This window comes from Saccharopolyspora ipomoeae, assembly GCF_029952525.1.
Classification (GTDB): Bacteria; Actinomycetota; Actinomycetes; order Mycobacteriales; family Pseudonocardiaceae; genus Saccharopolyspora; species Saccharopolyspora ipomoeae.
On the sequence record NZ_JASAOF010000002.1, the window covers coordinates 150,346 to 168,872 of the forward strand.

Consider the following 18,527-nt stretch of genomic DNA (forward strand, 5'->3'; position numbering starts at 1 on the left):
CTAGTGGACACCCACGAGCCTTAAGTTAGGCTACCCTAAAGTCAAGGGTGATCAAGCCGACTGTCCAGAACTTGAAACGGCCCCGACTGCGAACGGGCGAGCCGGTGCGCACCCCCGGACCCGACCCGATTGCGCTGGTCAGACAGCTGGTAAACGGCAACGGTTCAGCCGGTGTACTTGCGGCCGATGTAGTCCTCGCCCGCCAGCGTCGGCAGCCGCGTCCAGCCCGCCCGGTCCTCGTGCCGGTGCTCGACGTCCACCTGGAGCGGCTCGGCCGCGTAGAGGACGCGGTCCACGGTGCCCCACGGCGGCGCCTCCGGCCCGCCCGGCAGGACCGAGACCATCCGCACCCACGTCGCCGTGTGGGTGCTGGTGGCGAAGTTGCCGCCCCAGTCGGTGAACGTGGAGTTGGACAGCACGCCCGGATCGATGTGCTCGGCCGCGCTGAGCCGCACCGTCGGCGGGGTGGTGATGCCGTCGGCGACCGCGGCCTGGTCGACGTCGGGCCACAGCACCGCGGAGATCTGGTCGGCGAAGACCACCTCGCCTTCGGTCACCGAGGTGACCGGCCGCAACCTCGTCAGCCGTGGCTGACCCACGGCCAGCCACGACCCGTGCTGCTCGACGACGACGCGGACCGCGCGCACGCGCTGCGGGAGCGCCACGGCCAGCTCCTGCCAGTGCCGCGAGCCCAGCGCGTCGTCGGGCCCCAGCGGACCGCTCGGGCCGGGCGCGGCCTCGCGGCTCAGCGGCAGGTCGACGACCCCGGTCGGGGTGTCGGCCCGCACCGAGAGCCTGTGCGCGGAGAGCCGATCGCCGAGCACCGGCACGGTGACGTGGGTGGCGTCGCCGGTCGCCGGAACCGGGTACCAGCCGGTGACGAGCTCTCCCCGGCCCGTGGGGGTGCTGGAGTTGCTGTGCCACACGCGCCCGGGCGACGACGGCGGCACCGGCAGGGGCGCAGCGGTGGCGAAATCGCCGCGCACGACGGCGGGTTCGGCCGGTTCCGGTGGTCGGGCGTCGGCATCGGCGAGGACCTGGACGTGATGGGCCAGGTCGCCGGTGCCGGACAGGGCGTGCTCGAACCCACCGCCGCCCACCGTCCAGCCCGGCGCCTGCCGGAGCGGTGCGCAGGCGAACACCGCGACCATGCCGGTGACCAGCAGCAGCGCGGTGGCCAGCAGCACGCCGCGCTCGGGGCGCAGCAGCACCCCGAGGTGCCGACGGCGTCGCCACAGGCCGAACCCGGCGACCGCCAGCGCCAGCGCGACCCACAGCTTCGCGTCGCGCAGGAACACGTCCCCGACGTGCGGTGCGGTCATGTTGAGCTCGATCTTCGACGGCGCGGCGGGCAGGTGGTTGCCGAAGGACTGCCCCCGGTCGCTGAACGGCTTCCAGATGTTGGGGCCGGAGAACCCGGCCGCGGCCACCGCGATCATCACACCTGTGGCGCCGGTGCTCACCACCACGCCCGTGGTGCGGGGCAGCGGCGAGCGCAGCAGCGCGGTCGTGAGCAGCACGATCGCCGGTGCGGCCAGCGCCCCGAAGTGCACCACCCACTTCGTCGGGCTCAGCGCGAGGAACGCCATCGCCAGCGCGGTGGTCACGGCGCTGGAGAGCATCAGCCAGCGGAGCGTGCCGGGAGCGGTGCGCCGCCCGCGCCCGAGCGCCACCAGCAGGCCCACGGCGAGCGCCATGAGCACCGGCAGCCGCAGCGCCCACGGGCCGGCCATGAGGCTGTCGATGTGCCGCCACTCCTCGTACCAGGCGAACGAGCCGTAGTACCAGCGGTGCACCTTGGTGGCCTCCAGGACGTCGCCGAAGGTCGCGTCGGCGAAACCGACGGGCACCAGCGCGGTTCCGGCGGCGACCAGCGTCAACCCGGCCGCCGCGCGGGACTTCCAGGTCCGGTCGCGCAGCCATCGCCACAACCACGGCAGCGCGGGAACCAGCGGCGCCCACGCCACCAGGCCCGACGGGGAGCAGCTCAACCCCAGCGCGGCGACCAGGGTGGCCGCGGCGGCGGCCGGGATGCTCTCCCGGCGGCGCGCGAGCTCGGCCAGCAGCGTGGTGGCCGCCGTCAGGCACAGGATCAGCGGTTCCGGGCGCAGCGACATCCCGTAGGGCAGCCACCAGGACAGGAACGCCAGGCCCAGCGCCCACGGCACCCACCGGTGCTCGGCCGCGCGCCCGAGGGTGGTCGCGAGCAGGACGCGCAGCAGCACCCAGGTCAGCAGGCCGTAGGCCAGCGGGAGCAGCCGCAGCCACCACAGCGAGAACTCGCCGAGACCGCCCCAGAACTGCATGAGGTACTGGCTGAGCACGAACGGGTTCTCGGTGACGTTGAACATGTAGACGTAGTTGCCGAGGAACCCGGATTCGGCCGCGTTGCGCGACATCAGCGCGTACCAGGCGTCGTCGTACCCGAGCGGCCCGAGCAGCACCCAGGACGCGGCGACGGCGCCGACGACCAGATCCACCCAGCGCGGACGCGGTCGCGGCATCCGCACCGGACCCCAGATCCGCCCCGCGAGCACGAGCGTCGCGGCCAGCGCGGCCAGATGTGCCACCAGCAGAGCGGTTTTCAGGTCGGCGGGCGTGGAGCTGTAGCGGTCGTCGGTGTGCAGGGTGACGCCGAGGCCCGCCGACTCCGGCAGTCCCGCGGCGGCGGTGGACAGCACCGACACCTCGGGCACCTGCGCACCGGGAACCTGGGCCACCCGGTGGCCGCCGCGGGAGACCTCCAGGCCCGTGGCGGTCGCCGCGACGCGGTACGCGCACGGCCCCGCCGGGATCGGCTCGGCGAAGGCCGCGACGCCGTTCGCGAGCACCGAAACCCGGCCGCCGCCCGCGGAGATCGTGAGCCCGCCCTGCGGGTCCGCGCCTGCCGGGACGGTGCGCAGGACGTCACCGGTGCCGACGGCGCGCAGCGCGGAGCACGGGATCGTCGCCTCCAGCGACAGCGGGCGCGGCGGGCTCAGCGGCACCGCCGTCGAACTAGGCAACTTCCCGGCCTGCGGCCAGGACACGACCGGGTCCGAGACCGTGACGGGGGCGAACGGGATCACGACGCCCAGCAGGACCGTCACCGCGGCCAGCGCTCCGCACCACCAGGTGCGGCGGTTCGCCGGGATCGGCCGCCCGCGCGAGCGCTGCGGAGACCGGGTTTCGCCGAGTTCGAGGGGGTGGGAAACGACCACGCCTACACATCGACGCACTTCCGCGTCAACTGCACTACACGATCGAGGGTGCGGAAACGCCCGCAACTCGCCGATCGTGAAGCAGGAGCAGCGGAATCGATCGGGTTCTCGGGTTGTGACTCTTCGGCGGATTGTGCGCGAGAAGTTCGCCGCCGGACGATCGATCGGCTCGCGGATGTCGACGGGATGTCGGGGTGTGGCGATGAGTTCAGGGTTCAGGATCACTCGGCGGCGCGCGTTGCAGGCCGGAACCGGCGCTGCGGCACTGGTTCTCGCACCGCCCGGCATCGGCCTGGCGCAGGCGGCCGGGGTGACGTTGCGGCAGGGCACCAACATCTGCGCGGCCGTGGCCCCGGACGGGAGGATCGCGTTCGACCTGGTCAACGCGATCTGGCTGCTGGAGGCCGGGGGAGGGCGGGCGCGCAAGCTCACCGATGAGCTGCAGGACGCCACGCAGCCCGACTTCTCCCCGGACGGGCGGAGCCTGGTGTTCCAGTCGTACCGCGACGGCAACTTCCACCTCTGGACGATGGCGGCCGACGGCTCCGGGCTGCGGCAGCTGACGGCGGGCCCCGACGACCACCGGGAGCCGAAGTTCTCGCCGGACGGGAGGTTTCTCGCGTTCTCCTCCGATCGGGCGGGCGGGTACCAGGTCTTCACGATGGATCTCGGTTCCGGCGTGATCCGCCAGGTCACCCGGGACCGGGCGGACGTGTCGATGCCGAACTGGTCGCCCGACGGGTCCGCGCTGGTCTACGTCGCCGGGGAGACCGCGATCGAGCGCGTCGAGATCGCCTCCGGGCAGGTCAGCACCCTGGTCGAGGGCGAGGCGGAGCTGTTCGGACCGAGCGTGGCGCCGGACGGGAGACTGGCCCACGTCCGGCTGGACGGGACGCGTCGGGACCTCGTCGTCGACGGCCGGGCCGTGACCGAAGGTGAGGACGTGTTCGGGTTCGCACCGCGCTGGACCGGCCCGGACGAGCTGCTCTACACCGCCGACGGTGCGGTGCGCAGGCGCGTGCTCTCCGGCGGGCGCACCGACGTTCCGTTCGCCGCCGCGGTTCCGGTCCTGGGCTCGCGCGACTACCGGCGCCGGCGTCCGGGCGTGCGCGGACCGAACGTCACCGGCATCGCGAGCCCGGTGTGCTCCCGCGACGGCGGGCGGATCGCGTTCCGCGCGCTCAACGCGCTGTGGGTGCTGCCGATCGGCCAGGAGCCCCGGAAGGTCGTGTCCGACGGGTACTTCGCCTCCGACCCGGACTTCTCGCCCGATGGCCGGTTCCTGCTCTACAGCAGCGACCGCACCGGGACCGCCGAGCTCTGGCTGCACGAGCTCGCCACAGGTGCGGAGCGGCGGATCACCGACGTCGAAGGCGCCGCGATCACGCCCCGGTTCGCCCCGGACGGGAAGCGGATCGCCTACCAGGACCAGGACGGGGCGACCTGGGTCGCCGACCTCGACGGAGGTGCGCCGAGGCAGGTCACCTCGCCGATGTTCCAGCCCGGGCGCCCGGACTTCTCGCCCGACGGGCGAACCCTGGTGCTGGCGGCGGTCAAGCCCTACGCGGCGCGGGTGCGCGAGGGCACCAGCCAGATCGTGCGCGTCGACGTCGACACCGGGACGTTGGAGTACACCGAGGTGCTGCCGTTCCGGTCGCTGGCCACGCGCGGCGACGACGGCCCGGTGTGGTCGCCGGACGGGCGGCACCTGGCGTTCGTGGTGGAGTCCACCGCGTGGATCGTGCCCGTCGACGCGGCCGGTGCGTTCACCGGCACGCCCCGCCAGGTCACCACCGAGTTGACCGACTCGCTGAGCTGGCGATCCCCCTGGACCTGCGGTGGCATCCCGCGCGCACCAGCGAGAACCAGGTGGTCCGGGTCGGCGCGCTGTGGGACGGGGTGGCGACCGAACTGCGCCGCGACGTCGACGTCGTGCTGGAGGGGGAGCGGATCGCCGCGGTCCTGCCCGCCCAGGACGGGCGCGCGCAGGTCGAGGCGCGCGAGCTGACGGCGATGCCCGGGCTGATCGACGCCCACGTGCACTGGCACCTGCGCGGCAGGCAGTGGGGCGATCGGCAGGGGCGGGCGTGGCTGGCCTACGGCGTGACGACGACGCGCTCGCCCGGTGATCCGGCGTACCAGATGCAGGAGACGCGGGAGGCGCTGAGCTCCGGGGATCGGGTGGGGCCGCGGTACTTCGCCACCGGCGAGGCCATCGACGGCGGCCGCATCTACTACAACTTCATGCGCCCGACGCTCAGCGAGCGGCAGCTGGAGCTGGAGATGCGACGAGCGTCCACATTGGACTACGACCTGGTGAAGACCTACGTGCGGTTGCCGGTTCACCTGCAGCGGTCGGCGGTCGCGCGGGCGCACGCGGAGGGTCGGCCGCTGAGCTCGCACTACGTCTACCCGGCGGCGAACCTCGGCATGGACGGGATGGAGCACACCGGCGCCACCAACCGCCTCGGCTACTCGCACACCTGCGACGAGCTCGGCCGCTCCTACGCCGACGCGGTGGAGTTGTTCCTGGCCAGCGGCATGTCGATCACGCCGACGCTGTTCACCTCGTCCGCGCTGTACGCCTCGGACCGGTCGCTGGTCGACGACCGGCGCACGCGGGTGCTGTTCCCGCCGTGGGAGTACCAGCGGCTGCTCGGCGAGGTCGAGGACGCGGCCGGCCCGGACGGCGACGTCGACCGGGCGCAGCTGGCCGGTCAGGTCGACATGCTGCTGCGCATCCACCGCGGCGGCGGGTTCGTCATCGCCGGAACCGACTCGCCGCTGGACAACATCGCGGTCTCGCTGCACATGAACCTGCGCGCGATGGTCGCCCACGGCTTCACCCCGCACGAAGCCCTCACCACGGCCACCCGCAACCCCGCCCGCTGGCTCGGTCTGCAGGGCGAACTCGGCGAAATCCGCCCAGGTGCCTACGCGGACCTGATCCTGGTCGAAGGCGACCCGCTCACCGACATCGCAGCAGCGGCTGCGGTCCACACCACCTACCGAGGCGCCATCCCCCACACCCCGAACACCCTCCTCGCCCCCTTCGAAACTTCGACCGCCCCCAACACCAGGCCCGCCACTGACACCGGATCCGCATCCGGCCCCGCACCTTCCGCCGACGGCGCCCCGACCGACGGCGCCCCGACCGGCGGCGCCCCGACCGGCGGCGCCCCGAGTGGCGCCGCACCGATCGACGGCGCAGTTCCGACCGCCCCCATCACCCACACCGGACCTGCCGCCCGAGAAACCAACCCCACCTACTGGTGGCACGAACCCGAGTGGACCCACCGCCTCTGCTGCGACCACCCCCACCCGACCTGATCCGCGACCACCCGCCTGCCCTGATCCGCGAGGACGCCTCAATGAAGTCGCTACCCGAGGAAGGGTTTCCGGAGAGAACGCAGTTCTAGCCAAGATCAACCAAGATCGAGAACCCTCCACCGCACCGCAGTTATGGCTAAAACGGCCCAGTGCCAACGGCGAACGTGACAGTGGTGGTTGGCGGGGGGCAGTTTTTCCTCGAATCACCCATGATCAACGTCCGTTTTGTCCGGACAGTTCGAGGAAAAACTGTCGGCTGGTGACGTACGCGGATGGCCGCATCGGAGCGCCGGGCCTGCTCGTTAGGGTGGGAAGGTCGCGTTGGCGAGCGGAGGAGGGCGCGTTGGTGCTGCCGGAGCCGGAGCGGACGGGTGGTGAGGTCGACGTAGAGCGCCCGAACTCGGCGCGGATGTACGACTACTACCTGGGCGGTTCGACGAACTTCGCCGTCGACCGCGAGGCCGCGGAGGCCGGGCTGCGGGCGATGCCGTACGCCCGCGACTACGCGGTCGCCAACCGGGCGTTCCTGCGCCGCGCGGTGAGCCACCTGGTGCAGCAGGGCATCGACCAGTTCCTCGACCTGGGCTCGGGCATCCCGACCGTCGGCAACGTCCACGAGATCGCCCACCGGCACAACCCGCAGGCCCGCATCGCCTACGTCGACCACGAACCGGTCGCCGTCGCCCACGCCCGAGCGCTGCTGGGCGAGAACCCGATGGTCACCATCGACGAAGCCGACATCCGCGACCCGGAGTCGGTGCTGCGCGCCCACGGCGTCGCCAAGATCGACTTCGACCGGCCGGTGGCGATCCTGGCGGTGGCGATCCTGCCGTTCGTGCCCGACCAGGCCGAGGCCACCGCCCTGACCGCCACCTACCGCGACGCGTGCGCGCCGGGCAGCTACCTCGCCGTCACCCACATCTCGCAGCTCGCCGCCACCGACGAGCAGGTCGTGGCGGCCGAGGAGGTCATGGCGCGCACACCGACCCCGGTGCGCTGGCGCCCGCCGCACGAGATCGCCGAGCTGCTCGACGGCTACGAGCTCCTCCCGCCCGGCCTGGTCCCCACGCCGTCCTGGCACGCGGACCGGCCCCCGAGCGACGACGAGATCGCCCGCGCCAACGCCTACGCCGCCGTCGGCCGCCTGGTTTAACCGGCCTCCTCACCTGGGAACGTCGAGGGCACGGCCTCCGCGCGGCGGAGGTGAGTCTCCGAGCGGAAACACAGGTGATGCAGCCGTGGAGATCGGATCTCTGCAGCACGTCTACGAGCGGCCGGGCCCGTTCGTGACCGCCTACCTGGACACCTCGGGTGACGCCGAGGACGCGGCGAAGGCGATCGAGCTGCGCTGGCGGGCGGTCCGCGAGCGACTCCAGGAGCAGGGCGCCGACGAGACGGCGCTGCACGCGATCGAGGATCACGTGCGCGAGCACCGAGCCCAGACCGGCCAACGCGGCCAGGTGCTCATCGCCCGTGGCGACCAGGTGGTGCTGCAGGACGAACTGCCCGAACCGCCCACCGACCTGCCGACCGAGGACCAGGCCCACGTCGGCCCGATCCCGCACCTCATGCCCTACCTGCGTCGATGCATGACGACGGTGCCGTTCGTGATCGCGGACGTCGACCGCGCGGGCGCGGATCTCTCGCTGGTGCGCGGGCCCGGTCAGGTCGAGTCGGTCCGCGTCGACGGCGAGCAGCACCCGGTGCACAAGACCCGAGCGGGCGACGAGGAGAACCACCAGCGGTTCCACATGGCGGTGGAGGAGCGCTGGAAGCGCAACGCCGAGGCCGCGGCCGGGGAGATCGTCGAACGCGCGAGCAAGATCGGCGCCCAGGCGATCGTGCTCACCGGTGAGGACCAGCAGCGCGCTCTGGTGCGCGAACTGGTGGGCGATCAGGGCCTGGTGATCGAACCCGACTCCCGCACCGCCTCGGCGGAGCAGCTGCGCAGGGAGGTGACGCGCCGCGTCCACGAGTCCCAGATCGCCGACGTCGTCGAGGAGTTCCGCCGCGAGGCCGGGCGCGGTGAGCGCGCCGTCGAGGGCTGGCAGGACACGGTGGAGGCGCTGCGCCGGGGTCAGGTCCGCACCCTGCTGTGGACGGCCGACGACCACGCGGGCGACCTGCACGTCGGCTCCGGCCCCACCGAGCTCGCCGCCGACGAACGCACCCTGACCGACTCCGGCGGCGAGATCATCGGCGACGCCCCGGCCAGCGCCGCCGTCGTCCGCGCTCTGGCCGGCACCGACGCCGACCTGGTGATCACCGAATCCGACACCGTCGACCTGACCGGCGGCATCGGCGCGGTCCTGCGCTACCGGGCCGCGTGATGCGCGCCGGTCGCGCGGTGGCCTCGTTCGACTCGGCCACCGGCATGCTGCGGGCCCTGTCGGCCTGCCTGGCCGGGCAGGACGCGCCTGCTCTCGGTGCGACGCCGCGTTCGGCGGTGCCGGCGATCTCCGCGCTGCTGGGCGCGGTCAACCGCCTCCCGCCGTCGCTCGCCGACCGGGTGTACGCGGCCAGCGGGGTCAGCGAGGCCGTGCCGCCGGATCGACTCGCCGACATCGACGCCGACGACCTCGCGGAGTGGGTGGTCGACCACTACCCGCGTCGCCGCTACCCGGTGATCTTCATCGGCTCCTCCAACGGCGCCCTGATGCACCTGGCGGCCGCGCTGGACGCGCCGTGGTTGCCGCAGACGCTGCTGATCCCGGTGCGGCGCGGAGGTGTGGATCGCGACGACCCGTCCGCCGAGCTGGAGGCCGGTCGAAGGCCGGGGTGGGAACTGCTGCGCACCAACCCGGAACTGGTGCTGCACCACATGCACGACCCCAACCAGGACCGGCTGATGATCGCCGGGATGTCCTACTTCCGCGTCAAGTGGCGCCGGCTCCCGGTGGCCTACCGGCGGTTCGTGCGCGAGCACCTGGCGCCGGACGGCGTCGTGGTCAGCGCCGAGTGCGGGCTGAACTGGCCGGTGACCCGCATCGACGACCGGCACGTCTTCCAGTTCGGCGCGCTCGGCGGCGCCGACGAGCAGGAGTACTTCACCGGCGGTCAGCGAGTCCGGGAGTTCTTGCGCCGCTACGGTTCCGAGCACCGGTCGTGGAGCCCGCCGACCTCGGACGAGCGCTCCCCGGAGGCCGAGTGGGGTTTCGAGCCGCAGCTGCTCGACGACCTCGACGCGCTCGGTTTCTCGCTGCGCAGACTGCGGTTCGGCCATCCGGAGGACCTGAGTCCGGCGGTGGCGGCGCTGCACCGCGACTGGTTCGCCGCGCACGGGCTGCCCGCGGACCGGTTGCTGGTGGAGACGTTCCTGCTGATGGAGCCGCATTGGGCGTTGCGGACCGGGTCCGTGCCGTTCTGGCTGGCGTTCAACGCGGGCCACTCACCCGAGGCGCTGCGCGAGCACCTGGACGCGGTCGACTACGACGAGATCCGGATGATGCTGTTCTCCCACGGCACCGAATCGATCGGGCTGGCCCCGATGCAGACCTGGCAGGACCTGGTCGGCCGCGCGCGGCGGTTCGGGACGGTGCTGGGCGCGGATCCGCAGGCGTACCCGAGGGACTTCGCCGGGCTGGTCCGCGCGCACCGCGAGCTCACCCGCGTCTCCCCGCGGACACCACCGCCCGCGATGTCGTTCCAGGAGGCGGAATCGGTGCTCCGAGGGGCGGACGTGCGGCTCTGAGGATGCATGGGATCGCTGCCGACCGGGTAGGCGAGGGGGAGCCGCGCACGGGATTGGAGGACACCTCGTGGCGAACGCGAATCTGAAGGCGCTCAGCGACATCGGTGTGTCGATCTGGTTGGACGACCTGTCCCGCAACCGGATCCGGTCCGGGGGTTTCGACGACCTGATCGCCGAGTACCACCTGGTCGGGGCGACGAGCAATCCGACGATCTTCGCCGGTGCGGTGTCGAAGGAGCCCGAGTACGACGAGCAGGTCGCCGAGCTGGCGAAGGCGGGGGTGAGCACCGATCAGGCGGTGCGCACGATCACCACCGACGACGTGCGCGACGCGGCCGACATCTTCCGCCCGGTCCACGAGTCCACCGGTGGTGTGGACGGCCGGGTGTCGCTGGAGGTCGACCCGCGGCTGGCGCACGACACCGACAAGACGGTGGCCGAGGCGATCGACCTGTGGAAGGCCGTGGACCGGCCGAACCTGATGGTCAAGATCCCGGCGACGCTGGCGGGCCTGCCTGCGATCACGAAGGTGATCGGTGAGGGCATCAGCGTGAACGTGACGCTGATCTTCTCCGTCGAGCGGTACCGGCAGGTCATGGACGCCTACCTGGCGGGTCTGGAGCTGGCCGAGGCCAACGGTCACGACCTGTCGAGCATCGAGTCGGTGGCGTCGTTCTTCGTGTCCCGCGTGGACACCGAGATCGACAAGCGGCTCGACGCGATGCGGGAGGGCCACCCGCTGCGGGGCAAGGCCGCGATCGCCAACGCCCGCCTGGCCTACGCCGCCTACCAGGAGGTCTTCTCGACCGAGCGGTGGAACGCGCTCCAGGCGCAGGGTGCTCGGGCGCAGCGTCCGCTGTGGGCCTCGACCGGGGTCAAGGACAAGTCCTACTCCGACACCCGCTACGTCGACGAGCTGGCGGCGCCGAACACGGTCAACACGATGCCGGAGTCGACGCTGCAGGCCACGGCCGATCACGCCGACGTGCGCGGTGACCTGGTCACCGGCACCGCCGCCGAGTCGCAGCAGGTCTTCGACGACCTCGCCGCGGCGGGCATCGACCTCGACGACGTGTTCAAGGCCCTGGAGACCGAGGGCGTGGAGAAGTTCGAGAAGTCCTGGACCGAACTCCTCGACACCGTCGGCCAACGCCTCGTCCGCGAAGGAGGGTGAGCATGTCCGAGACCACGCCGACCCCGAACGAGACCGAACCCGACCCGCAGGAGCTCGAAGATCCGGCGAACCTGCAGTCGGCGGAGGACCTCGACGAGGACGAGCTCGGCACCGATCCGCTGGAGCGCGGCGTCGAACCACCCGAGGGGTGGTCGGCGACCGCGCGGGAGCGGCCGACCCCGCGCGAGGAGCGCGAGGGCCGCAGCCTCGACGAGCGCTTCGCCGAGGAGCTCCCGGAAACCGACTGATCGTCGGTGCCGGGTGGATGATGGGGGACGTGGACGCGGGGGAGTGGCGCTTCGTCGAGGGCGGCCGGATGCTGCCCGGCGCCGTCGTGTCCGCGGTCGGCTACACGTCGCGGCTCGAACGCCCGGTGCAGCACCTCGGTCTGCCCTCACCCGCCCTGACGGTGGTGCTGACCTTCGACGAACCGGTGATCTCGGGGTTCCGTCCCACCGGGGAGGACGCCGAGACGGCGCACCTGGTTCTGGGCGGCCTGCACACCAGCCCCGCCTACATCGCCCAGCCGCGCGCGCAGAGCGGCATCCAGCTCGCGGTCCGGCCGCTGGCGCTGCGCCGGATGTTCGGCGTTCCCGCCGGTGAGCTGGCCGAACGTGCCGTCGACGCGCAGGACGTGCTCGGGTCCGGCGTCGAGGACCTGCGTCAGCGGCTCGCCGAGCTCCCGAGCTGGCCGGAGCGCTTCGCGGCGCTGGCCGAGCACCTGCGGTCGGCGGCTTCCGAGGTGCGCTCGGAGCCTCGGCCGGAGGTGGCCGAGGCGTGGAAGTGGATCGCCTGGCATCGCGGAACCGGGTCGATGAGCGCCCTGGCCCGGCACGTCCACCTCGGCGAACGGCAGCTGACGACGCTGTTCCGCGCCGAGCTCGGGATGTCGCCCAAGGCCGTGTCCCGGCTGATGCGCTTCGAGCACGCCCGCCAGCGCATCGCCCGCGCCGTCCGCGACGACGTCGCCCCGGAGCTGTCGGCGGTGGCGCAGGCGTGCGGCTACTACGACCACTCGCACCTGGTCCGCGACTTCCGCCAGTACGCGGGAACGAGCCCGAGTCGCTGGATCGGGGCGGAGCTCCGAAACATCCAAGCCGGGGCCGGTCAACCGGCGGAAGAATTCCCGGTATGACGACGACGAACACCAGGCCCGCCCCCACGGTGTGGGCCACGCTCCAAGCCCACGACGCACCCGCACTCATCGATTTCCTGGTGAACACGCTCGGTTTCATCAAGACCGCCGCGTACGCCGACGGAGATCAGGTCGCCCACGCCCAGCTCGACTGGCCCGAAGGCGGCGGAATCATGCTCGGCTCCTACAAGCCGGACCAGGAGTGGTCCCGCCAACCCGGCACCGCAGGCATGTACGTGGTGACCGACGATCCCGACGCCCTCTACGCGAAGGTGCGCGCAGCGGGCGCCGACATCTTCAGGGCCATCGCCGACCAGGACTACGGCAACCGCGAATTCGGGGTCAGAGACCCGGAGGGCAACCTGTGGTCCTTCGGCTACTACCGCGGCGAACCCCGCCCGTGATCACTCGCCCTTGAGGCGGGAGTTGCAGTCCGCGCAGGTGGGGAAGTAGATCCAGTCCAGTTCGCTGGGCTGGGCGAGCGCGACGGGCTCGCCGCACACGGTCTCGGCCGAGGCGAGCCCGTCCCAGCGGGCACCGCGGAACGCGTGCCGCACGCCGCCCGGTAGGTTCTCGTTCGGCACCGGAAGCCAGAAGTGGCGCTGCGCCTGCTCGGTGTGCATCCCCAGTCCTCTCGGTTCGTGATCAAGTGGGATGCAAGGTAGCGAACTGCAATTGCAATCCGCGATTACCCAAAAGGCTGACTTGCTTGATCGCGTGAATCGTCTTGGTGCAAGATCCTGATCCATGTCGAAGACGTGGCCGGCGGTCCGGCGAGTCCAGGTCGGGTTGATGCTGCGCGCGATGCGCGAGCGCTCCGGCGTGAAGTCCAAGGAGATCAACGAAACCCTGGACTGGTACGTCGGAAAGCTGCAGAAGGTCGAGTCCGGCAACCTCACGGTCTCCGCCGCCGAGGTCAACGAACTCCTCCGCCTCTTCGGCAGCGAGGACCAGGAGGAAGCCGACCGCCTCCGCGCGTTGGCGAAGGAAGCCCGCCGCCGGGACCAACCGGCCAGAGTCCCCGACTGGGCAGCCACCTACGTCGCCCTGGAAGGCGCGGCGGTGGAGATCAAGTACTACGACCCGGAAGTGATTCCGCCCGTCCTGCAAACGGAGCACACTGCTCGGGCCGCGCTGTCCAATCCGCTGGACGAATCCCAGGACGTCGAACCGGCCGTCGGTGAGCGAGTGCGCCGTGCTGATCGAATGCTCGGTGAAGGCGCGCCGCAGCTCTGGTGCGTGATCGGCGAGGCCGCACTCCATCGGCAAGTGGGCGGCGCAGGGGTTCTGCGCGATCAGCTCCAGCACCTGCGGAAGATGGCGGCACGCCCGAACATCACTGTGCAGGTGCTCCCGTTCGACGTGGGGGAACACGTCGCTTTGGGGTCTTCCTGGACGTTGTTGCACTTGGATGAGCCGTCGGCGACCTTCGTTTACACCGAAGCGCTCACGAGCGGTGATTACCTCGACAAGCCCGCCCATACGGACCGATACGTGAAGGCGTTCGATAGCCTTCGGATGGTTTCAGCGTCCGACCGGGCCACGGTCAAGATGCTGGATCGGAGGATCAAAGAACTGACTTAGTGGAGTGGTGACCATGCCCCCGACTCAGCCGGTCACGGGTTGGCGCAAGACCAGCCGTAGTCAGGGGGCGCAGAACTGCGTCGAGGTCGGTCGCCTCCCGGACGCTGGCGCAGCGGTCCGCGACACCAAGGATCGGACCGCGGGCTACTTCACGACGACGAGCTCGCAGTGGGGCACCTTCCTCACCGCTCTCAAGGCGGGTCGCTTCGACAAGTAGTTTTCTGAGCAGGATCGGGAACCATGTGGGGAAGTTCGCTCCCGTCTGGACGATCCGCTACGTGACGGCTTTCGATAGCCTGCGCATGGTCGCAGCATCCGACCGGGTGACCGTGAAGATGCTCGATCGCAGGATCAAGGAGCTGACCTAACGGAGTGGTGATCATGGCCCCGACCTCGCCCGCGTCGAACTGGCGCAAGTCGAGCTTCAGCCAGGGGGCCGACAACTGCGTCGAGGTCGGCCGCGCCGCGCACTCCGGGGCTGCGGTCCGCGACACCAAGGACCGGGCCGCGGGCTACTTCACGACGACGAGCTCGCAGTGGAGCGCCTTCCTCGGCGCGCTCAAGGCAGGACGCTTCGACAAGTAGTTCGTTCTCGGGAACGTTCAGAGTCCGAGGTCGTCGCGAGACGCCTCGGCGAGGCTTCGAACGAGCGCGTCCGGGATGGGCTTGCGCGGCGAGAAGGTGACCCCGGTCTTGCTGGCCTTGAGACCGGCGGCGGCGATGTCATCGGCCAGCGCCGTGATGGCGCCGGGCGAGAGGTAGAGCCCGCACTGCCAGCTGAAAGCGGCGTAACCGGCAACGATCGAACCGCCCACCTCGAACCCGGGCATGTTGTACTTCACGACCTCCTCCGCCTCCGGAAGCGCGCCCGCGAGCTGAGTCCGCACCTGCTCCAGAAGCGGCCTCAGCTCCTCCGAAGCCCCGGCGATGTAAACGTCGTGCTCAGACATCCCGCCGATTCCCCCTCGATAACGAGACAACGCCCCCGCTCAAGCATCCTGGACGAGCGGACGCCCACCCTCCACTGTGACCCTCCTGAAGGGTGCGTTGCTCACCAGCGGACAGTTTTAGCCATAATCACCCATGATCAATGTCCGTTTTGTCCGGACAGTTATGGCTAAAACTGCCCCCTGGTGACGTCGCGGCCCTTCGGAGCCCAGGGGCGGGGTGGGGCAGTTCGGGTGGGTCAGCGCGGGGTGAGGAGCTGGACGGTGCCTTCTCCGTTTGCGGCGAGGAGGAGGTTGCCGTCCGGGGTGGTGGCCAGGCCCGCGAACGGTCGGGGGCGGGCTGGTGGGAAGAGGGTGGGGTTGGGGTCTTCGCGGTGCACTCCCGGGGGTAGGCCGACGGGTAAGGACGTGGCTTCAGGGCGAGTGGCGCCGGTGGTGAGGGTGATGGCGAGGAGGGTTCGGGTGCCGACCTCGACGACGTAGAGGGTGTCGTGGAGGAGGGCGATGCCTTGGGGCTGGTCGAGTCCATCCACGATGGACTCGGCGTCGTCCAGGCGGACCACCGCGCCCAGGGCGTCGTCGGAGGCGTAGCGGTGGCCGTCCGCGTCGACGGCGATGTCGACGGGGTGGGGGAGTTCGGCGACGACGGTGAGCGCGTCGTCGGCGTCGAGGTGGATCACGCGGCCCGCGCCGGACTCGGCCACGAGCAGCCCGTCGTCGGTCGCGGCGATGCCCGTCGGCTCGGAGAGTCCCTTGGCGCGCAGCCGGACCTCGCGGGTCGCGGGGTCGAAGGTGCGGACGTCGCCGTGCATCGACGTGACGTGCACGAGCCCGCCGGCCGCGGCGACGCCGTGATGCGCGCCGCCGGTGACGGGCTGGATCAGGTCACCGGTCACCAGATCCCCGTCGGCCAGGCGGAAGTGGTCGCCCGCGTAGACCCGTCCGGCCTCGTCGGCGGTCACCCCGAACGGGCCGTGCAGGCCGCGACCGACGACGGTTCGGGTGCCCAGGGCGTCGACCTGGGTGACGCCGCCGCTGCCGAAGCTCGACACCAGCATCCGGTTCTCCCGGTCGAACGCCGCGTTGTCCATCCCGGCCACACCGGTCTCGATGATGCCGCGCCGCCCGGTGTCGGGGTCGATGCGGGTCACGATCCCCTCGACGCCCCGCGAGAGCACGATCAGCGCGCCGTCGTGGTCGAAGCGCACCGCGACCGGCTCGTGCACGTCGTCGGCGACCTCCTGCGGCGCACCGCCGTCGGGGGAGACGCGCCAGACCTGCCCGGTCATCATGTGCGGGTAGTACAGCGAGCCGTCCGGGCCCTGCTGCATCGCGTTGCCCATCGCCAGCCCCTCGGCCAGCACGATCGTCTCGCCCGAGTCGGGCAGCAGCTCCACGACCCGCCCCCCGGGGCGCATCTCGTTGACGAACAGTCGATCGCCGACGCAGGTGATGCCGTTGGGCACCAGGATCTCCTCCGACAGCGGCGTGAACTCGCCGTCCGGCGAACGCCGCCACACCCGCTGCGGGGTGATGTCGGCGATGTACATCGACCCGTCGGCGCCGAAGGCCAGGTCGTCGGGCCCCTGCACGGGCCCGTCCGGCGGGACGACGACCTCCACCGCACCGGTGGTGACGTCGACGGCGCTGATCTGCCCGGCCAGGAACTGCGCGACGTACAGCCGCCCGTCGGGGCCGAAGGTGAGGCCGTTGGAACCCCACAGCGGGCTCGGCTCGTTGAGCCTGCGCATCCGCCACCGCTCACTGCTCGGGGTGCCGAAACCGGCGGAACGCGTGGGCACGATGCAGCTCCTCGGGTTAAGTCGGATGACTTAACCAAGGTATCAAGCGGAGGTTCGCCGTCCGAGCGACCACCGGCCGAACGCGAGCGGGCGCCCCCACCGCGATGAGGGCGCCCGCTGCCGTTAGCGCTACTCGGCGATCTCCGCGGCCGGCTCCCGCTCCGCCTCGGCCATCCGGGACTTCCGGTAGCCGTAGGCGAAGTAGAGAACCAGGCCCACGGCCATCCAGATCAGGAACCGGACCCAGGTCATCGCCGTCAGGTTGACCATCACCCACAGGCACGCCAGCACCGCGAGGGCCGGCACCAGCGGCACCATCGGAGTGCGGAAGGAACGCGGCAGATCGGGCCTGGTCCTGCGCAGGATGACCACGCCCACCGAGACCATGATGAAGGCCGCCAGCGTGCCGACGTTGACCATCTCCTCCAGCTTGCTCGCCGGGAAGAAGCCGGAGGCGATCACGACGAAGATGCCGACCAGGACGGTGGCGCGCACCGGCGTGCCCGTCGCCGGAGCGGTCTTGGCGAGCGCGCGCGGGATCAGACCGTCGCGGGCCATCGCGAACAGCACGCGGATCTGACCCAGCATCAGCACCATGACCACGGTGGTCAGACCGGCCAGCGCGCCGATGATGATGAAGCTCGCCGTCCAGGTCTGCCCGTGGTGGGTGAACGCGGTGGCGAGGGTGGCCTTGGTCCCGTCGGGCTTGGTGGCCAGCTCCTTGTAGGACACCATGCCGGTCACGACCAGGGCCACGGCGACGTAGAGCACGGTCACGATGGCCAGCGAGCCCATGATGCCGCGCGGCATGTCGCGCTGCGGGTTGCGGGTCTCCTCGGCGGTGGTGGCCACGACGTCGAACCCGATGAAGGCGAAGAAGACGATGGCCGCACCGGCGAAGATGCCGAACACGCCGAAGTTGCTCGTCGAGCCGCCCAGGACCAGCGAGAACAGCGACTGATCCAGTCCGCCACCACCGGAACCGCCGCCGGTGGGCTCCGGGATGAACGGGCGGTAGTTCGCGGTGTCGATCCAGCGCAGCCCGGCGAAGATCACCAGCAGCACGACGGCGATCTTGACCAGCGTGATGACCTGCGTGACCCGTGCGGAGAGCTTGATGCCCACGGCCAGGACGACGGTGAGCGCGAGGGTGAGCACCACCGCGCCCCAGTCGAAGTCGAAGCCGGCCAGCGGCACCGTGGTCTTCGCCTGGATTCCCAGCAGGCGGAGGGCTTCCTGCAGGTACTCCGACCAGCCCTTGGCGACCACGGCGGAGCCCAGCGCCAGTTCCAGCAGCAGGTCCCACCCGAGGATCCAGGCGACGAACTCGCCGAAGGTCGCGTACGAGTAGGTGTAGGCGCTGCCCGCGACGGGCACGGTGGAAGCGAACTCCGCGTAGCACAGCGCGGCGAGCCCGCACGCGACCGCCGAGATCACGAACGACAGAGCCACACCGGGACCGGCGATGTTCCCGGCGGTCCGAGCGGTCATGGTGAAGATGCCGGCGCCGATGGTGACGGCCACACCGAACATCACGAGGTCGAAAGCAGACAGGTTCTTGCGCAGCCGGGTGTCCGGTTCATCGGTGTCGGCGCGCGATTGCTCCACGGACTTGGTCCGCAGCAGCCCGGTACGAGGCACTGTCCATCCTCCTAGAGCGGCCA

At 71.0% G+C, this 18,527-nt stretch carries 17 protein-coding genes; 12 read left to right on the forward strand and 5 right to left on the reverse strand.

Going from position 1 to position 18,527, the window contains the following annotated elements; all coding sequences use genetic code 11:
• Nucleotides 1-164: 164 nt before the first annotated feature.
• Nucleotides 165-3,200 (reverse strand): arabinosyltransferase domain-containing protein, encoded by a 3,036-nt coding sequence (locus QFW96_RS04155; RefSeq protein ID WP_281454170.1) that lies wholly within the window; start codon nt 3,198-3,200, stop codon nt 165-167.
• Between the two features lie 202 nt (nt 3,201-3,402).
• Here QFW96_RS04155 and QFW96_RS04160 point away from each other — a divergent pair, with 202 nt between their 5' ends.
• From QFW96_RS04160 to QFW96_RS04200, 9 genes are all read left to right on the forward strand, one after another.
• Nucleotides 3,403-5,208: a hypothetical protein gene (locus QFW96_RS04160; RefSeq protein ID WP_281454171.1), complete on the forward strand. Its 1,806-nt coding sequence runs from the start codon at nt 3,403-3,405 to the stop codon at nt 5,206-5,208.
• A complete protein-coding gene (locus QFW96_RS04165) occupies nt 5,100-6,530 on the forward strand; it encodes an amidohydrolase family protein (RefSeq protein ID WP_281454172.1) in 1,431 nt (476 codons plus the stop codon). The genes QFW96_RS04160 and QFW96_RS04165 overlap by 109 nt, the downstream gene beginning before the upstream one ends.
• 346 nt (nt 6,531-6,876) lie before the next feature.
• Nucleotides 6,877-7,683, forward strand: coding sequence for an SAM-dependent methyltransferase (locus QFW96_RS04170; protein ID WP_281454642.1), 807 nt, complete (start codon nt 6,877-6,879; stop codon nt 7,681-7,683).
• Between the two features lie 85 nt (nt 7,684-7,768).
• Complete coding sequence (locus tag QFW96_RS04175; RefSeq protein ID WP_281454173.1) at nt 7,769-8,860, forward strand: baeRF2 domain-containing protein; 1,092 nt, start codon at nt 7,769-7,771, stop codon at nt 8,858-8,860.
• The gene (locus QFW96_RS04180) at nt 8,860-10,221 is read left to right on the forward strand and encodes a hypothetical protein (protein WP_281454174.1); all 1,362 of its coding nucleotides are present in this window, start codon (nt 8,860-8,862) and stop codon (nt 10,219-10,221) included. The genes QFW96_RS04175 and QFW96_RS04180 overlap by 1 nt, the downstream gene beginning before the upstream one ends.
• Nucleotides 10,222-10,273: 52 nt before the next feature.
• Nucleotides 10,274-11,395, forward strand: a complete 1,122-nt coding sequence (gene tal, locus QFW96_RS04185; protein WP_281454643.1) for a transaldolase — start codon at nt 10,274-10,276, stop codon at nt 11,393-11,395.
• Nucleotides 11,396-11,397: 2 nt separating this feature from the next.
• Nucleotides 11,398-11,643: a hypothetical protein gene (locus QFW96_RS04190; RefSeq protein ID WP_281454175.1), complete on the forward strand. Its 246-nt coding sequence runs from the start codon at nt 11,398-11,400 to the stop codon at nt 11,641-11,643.
• Between the two features lie 29 nt (nt 11,644-11,672).
• Nucleotides 11,673-12,530, forward strand: coding sequence for an AraC family transcriptional regulator (locus QFW96_RS04195; RefSeq protein WP_281454176.1), 858 nt, complete (start codon nt 11,673-11,675; stop codon nt 12,528-12,530).
• A complete protein-coding gene (locus QFW96_RS04200; protein WP_281454177.1) occupies nt 12,527-12,934 on the forward strand; it encodes a VOC family protein in 408 nt (135 codons plus the stop codon). The genes QFW96_RS04195 and QFW96_RS04200 overlap by 4 nt, the downstream gene beginning before the upstream one ends.
• Here the strand turns inward: QFW96_RS04200 and QFW96_RS04205 are convergent, their stop codons facing one another.
• Complete coding sequence (locus tag QFW96_RS04205; RefSeq protein WP_281454178.1) at nt 12,935-13,153, reverse strand: hypothetical protein; 219 nt, start codon at nt 13,151-13,153, stop codon at nt 12,935-12,937.
• A 124-nt stretch (nt 13,154-13,277) separates the two neighbouring features.
• Here QFW96_RS04205 and QFW96_RS04210 point away from each other — a divergent pair, with 124 nt between their 5' ends.
• The 3 genes from QFW96_RS04210 to QFW96_RS04220 all read left to right on the forward strand — a co-directional run bounded on the left by QFW96_RS04210 (nt 13,278) and on the right by QFW96_RS04220 (nt 14,699).
• Nucleotides 13,278-14,114, forward strand: coding sequence for a DUF5753 domain-containing protein (locus QFW96_RS04210; RefSeq protein WP_281454179.1), 837 nt, complete (start codon nt 13,278-13,280; stop codon nt 14,112-14,114).
• Nucleotides 14,115-14,127: 13 nt separating this feature from the next.
• A complete protein-coding gene (locus tag QFW96_RS04215) occupies nt 14,128-14,331 on the forward strand; it encodes a DUF397 domain-containing protein (RefSeq protein WP_281454180.1) in 204 nt (67 codons plus the stop codon).
• A 164-nt stretch (nt 14,332-14,495) separates the two neighbouring features.
• Nucleotides 14,496-14,699 carry a DUF397 domain-containing protein gene (locus QFW96_RS04220; RefSeq protein WP_281454181.1) on the forward strand — a complete coding sequence of 68 codons (204 nt, stop codon included), beginning with the start codon at nt 14,496-14,498 and terminating at the stop codon, nt 14,697-14,699.
• A gap of 17 nt (nt 14,700-14,716) precedes the next feature.
• On the opposite strand, the gene QFW96_RS04225 is transcribed toward QFW96_RS04220, so the two are convergent.
• The 3 genes from QFW96_RS04225 to QFW96_RS04235 all read right to left on the reverse strand — a co-directional run bounded on the left by QFW96_RS04225 (nt 14,717) and on the right by QFW96_RS04235 (nt 18,504).
• The gene (locus QFW96_RS04225) at nt 14,717-15,064 is read right to left on the reverse strand and encodes an iron chaperone (RefSeq protein WP_281454182.1); all 348 of its coding nucleotides are present in this window, start codon (nt 15,062-15,064) and stop codon (nt 14,717-14,719) included.
• Between the two features lie 236 nt (nt 15,065-15,300).
• Entirely contained in the window at nt 15,301-16,863 is a 1,563-nt protein-coding gene (locus tag QFW96_RS04230) for a Vgb family protein (RefSeq protein WP_281454183.1), read from the reverse strand.
• 129 nt (nt 16,864-16,992) lie between these two features.
• Nucleotides 16,993-18,504 (reverse strand): amino acid permease, encoded by a 1,512-nt coding sequence (locus QFW96_RS04235; protein WP_281454184.1) that lies wholly within the window; start codon nt 18,502-18,504, stop codon nt 16,993-16,995.
• Nucleotides 18,505-18,527: the final 23 nt, after the last annotated feature.